This is a genomic window from Oceanobacillus caeni (assembly GCF_042678465.1).
GTDB classification, from domain to species: Bacteria; Bacillota; Bacilli; order Bacillales; family Amphibacillaceae; genus Oceanobacillus; species Oceanobacillus caeni.
Map to the genome: position 1 here is coordinate 1 of NZ_JBHTKV010000059.1, position 3,445 is coordinate 3,445.

Genomic DNA, 3,445 nt, shown 5'->3' on the forward strand with positions numbered 1-3,445 from the left:
GGTGTTGAATCATAATTGTGGGAAACTGTTGAACCTTATTTGTGGAAAATCGTTTAATCCTACTTGACGGTTACAACGGGAAAGACATAACCAGATACGGAAGTTCTATGACTTCTCCCTCTACCTTAAACGGCGCCTCCCCAAAGTCTACCTGGGCATCCCCTGGACTTGCTTCTAACGGAAGAGCTGCCTCATCGTTTGCTTCCATCTCTTCAAGTAATTCTATTTTCCGCTTAGAGACATATGCTCTCACCGTTCGGTCTGAACCTTTAAATCCACACTCTTCCTTTAATAACTCCCAAATACGCTTCGCAGTTCTCCGATATTTCTTTTTCTTCTTCAAATCTTCCCTCAACCACTGATCCACAATCTCTTTCACCGGATCCATAACCGGAGAGGGTTGATGTTTCCTTCCTTTCAATTCAGGTTGGAATTCATCTAGATCCGCATATTTCTGTACGGTTCTTGGGTCTCTATTTGTTCTTCTCGCAACCTCTGCATATGTATGCCCTTTTCCGTTCACTTGTTGTCTGATATAATTAATTTCAGTCACTTCTAACACTCCTAATCTACCTCCTGCCAGAATAATGGGTCCAACAGGAAGTGTAGTTAATTATTGAGTTGTTAGCAAGTGGCTTTTTCTTTTATGCATAGCCCTATAGGACATGCATAAAAGAAGTGCCATAACCTACATTTTTAGTTTGCCATAAACAGTCAAGGGTCGACGAAAGGTTGGGAAAAGATTTTCCTTTATCCTTGATAGCTTCCAAAGGAGTGTTGTCTTTATTAAACGACAAAACAAAGCAAAGGATATTTAAATCAAAATCCATATGATTTGTTTCTAATTTTTTGACATAGGTCTATTTTTATAAAAGGTATAGTCCCTTATTCCAAGGACTATACCTTTTCCGTAGTATTTAAGTTTACTTTAACCTGTTGTATAACCTGTAACCCATATTATAGATCAAGGGCTTTTTATTATATTTATTCCAAAGATATCTGATTAAATAGCTATCTTTTAATTTGTCAGACAGTTTAGTAGAGTTATTTAGTAGTTCCTTTTCCCTTTTTATAATCTCATTATAGATTCTTTTGCTGTTATGATTATCTACATACTCAAAGTAATCTTTTCTATTTTTAGAAAACCGATTGTCCTCCTGAAAGCCATTTTTTATATATGCTAAAATTTTTATAGTTAATTCATGTGAATTATAGGCTACATCACCAAATAAGTCCTTCTTCAGGTCCATATAACTCCCCTGTTTATCAATATACTTATTTAAGTCAAAGTGGAAGAATAATACTGGTTTCTTTTGATAGTACATTTCCCATGCTACGCTGGAGTAATCTGTTATTAGCAAACTAGCACGCATAATTAAATCATTAATTTTCTCTTCTCCAAAGTTAATGATTCTAATGTTTGGGGAGTAGCTTTTAAAATCCTCGATAAATGGTTTAAACTTTGGATGCAAATAAAAGTTTAATATGATGTTATTTCTATCAAGTTCTTTTGCCAAATCCTTAGATTGAAGTAAACTACTGTATTCCTTATAATAATCAGATTCAAGGAATGTATCTACTTCAGTCTCCTCTAACCAATTTCTCCATGTGGGCATTAAGAAGATTTCCTTCTGTTTATTATGACTTGTTTGTGCTGTAATGGCATCCCATCTAGCGAGACCTGTAACAATAATATTATTATCATCATAGCCCAAGTGTTTTTTTACAATATCTTTCTCGAACTTTGAGGAAACTACGAAAAGTTCTGCACCATTTGTACTATTAGGTTTAAAAATATTATCAATTATTTTTAAACCTAAAACACCATGTTGTAGAAATACATATCTCTTTTTGTTTAAAATATCTATTACTTTCCCTTTATTAACTCTCCATGCATAAGAATGGCCCTTTGTTTCTGAAGCAACCAATAAATTTGATCCTAGAAGTAATATTAAATGCTTAATACTCATGAAGTATACTACTCTACCCTTATATGGTTGGAGATTCCTTGCATCAGGAGAGTCCTTTTTTATTACGTAATATACTTTCTTATCATAGTGATTTTCGTAACAATATTTAAAGAAATAGAAGCTATTATCCTGAGCGGTTTCCGAAAACTTCTCATATATCAACCATGTTGGTTTTGCTTTGAAATACCAATAAAATAATATATATATATAGTATGCAAAATATTCATTTACTTTATATTTCGGTGCTTCGTATTCTCCCATTTCTCTGTAGGTTAAGCTCAAGCAATCATTTTGAGTAAGATATGGATATAATATATAATTATTTCTTTTAATATTAAACTTAAATAATTTGTACTTTAACTTTCTTCTGATTAGATAATTATTATTCTTAACACGAACAAGTTTTTTCTTGTCTCCATCAATACATAGTTCTAAGAAAAAGTCCCAATAAAACTGTTCAAATTCTTCATTATTGAGATTCATACTTATTTTTACTACTCTAGAATTATTTTCCTTTTGTACTTCGCGATCTATTGGAGCTTTAATAATTTGCTCTTTATCTTTTCTATTTCTTAACAACACAGATTCAACATGAAAATTATTAGTTTCTTTAACTTTCAAACGGGCTGTAAAACTAATTGTTTCACCCTTCCATTTGAAATTAACTAAACGCAAATCTGTATGGTAAATTGAATTGGTATATTGTTCTTTTGTGCTAAAGTAAAAGGAAACTTCATTATCGTTAGTAATATAAACTGATACACCGATTGTTTTTGTAACATTAAAGAAGTCAGTACATTTCTTTGAAATAGAAGTACTATTTCTGTAGTATAGACCAATTCTCTTTTCTGTCTTAAATCCTTCATAATGTAATTCTAAATATAAATCCCATCGACTAGTATAATTGATAATTTCATTTAGCTGTCCAATAGGAATTTTAATTTGTGTTTTGTTTTCAGAGCATTCCTTTTCTACCTGAAGGATGAACTTTTCCTTCGATTTTCTTCTTTTTATATAAAAGACTATATTTTTAGCATTTAGGAATTCAGAGGATTTTATATTAAATAAAATAGAGTTAGAATCATTTCGTAAACCTTCTACAGAGATTTGCGATTTTGAATAGTCTTCAAGATTATTTTTGGGTTGGCTTACTTTTATTTTGTTTATGGCCAAATTATTCTTCATAGATATTTGGAAATCTAATCGATTTTCTTCAACAATATCCCCATATAATGTTGTTAAATATATGTTCCAATTTATATCCGTAGAAATATTCTGGATCATGATAATTAACGTTTTTTTCTCTTTATCTATTATAAAAGGTAATTCTTTTACTAGATCTTTATGTTTAAGTAGAATTTTAGCATTTTCATAGTGCTCTAAAGGTGATTTAAAATGTTGGATCTACGTCAAGTTTTTGGACACAAAAAGATTAAGTTTTTTTGCACAACAACCATTCATGGATTGTTCCACGT

The 3,445-nt window shown here is 31.1% G+C and carries 2 protein-coding genes; both read right to left on the reverse strand.

What is annotated here, in order from left to right; genetic code table 11:
* Nucleotides 1-70 precede the first annotated feature (70 nt).
* Nucleotides 71-553, reverse strand: a complete 483-nt coding sequence (locus tag ACFQ18_RS17925) for a hypothetical protein (protein WP_379566876.1) — start codon at nucleotides 551-553, stop codon at nucleotides 71-73.
* A 370-nt stretch (nucleotides 554-923) separates the two neighbouring features.
* Nucleotides 924-3,254, reverse strand: a complete 2,331-nt coding sequence (locus ACFQ18_RS17930; protein ID WP_204798833.1) for a CDP-glycerol glycerophosphotransferase family protein — start codon at nucleotides 3,252-3,254, stop codon at nucleotides 924-926.
* Nucleotides 3,255-3,445 lie beyond the last annotated feature (191 nt).

Bases quoted from the DNA above. Each gene is read 5' to 3' on its own strand.
- ACFQ18_RS17930 (WP_204798833.1), bottom strand. From the start codon at position 3,254: ATGATCCAGAATATTTCTACGGATATAAATTGGAACATATATTTAACA.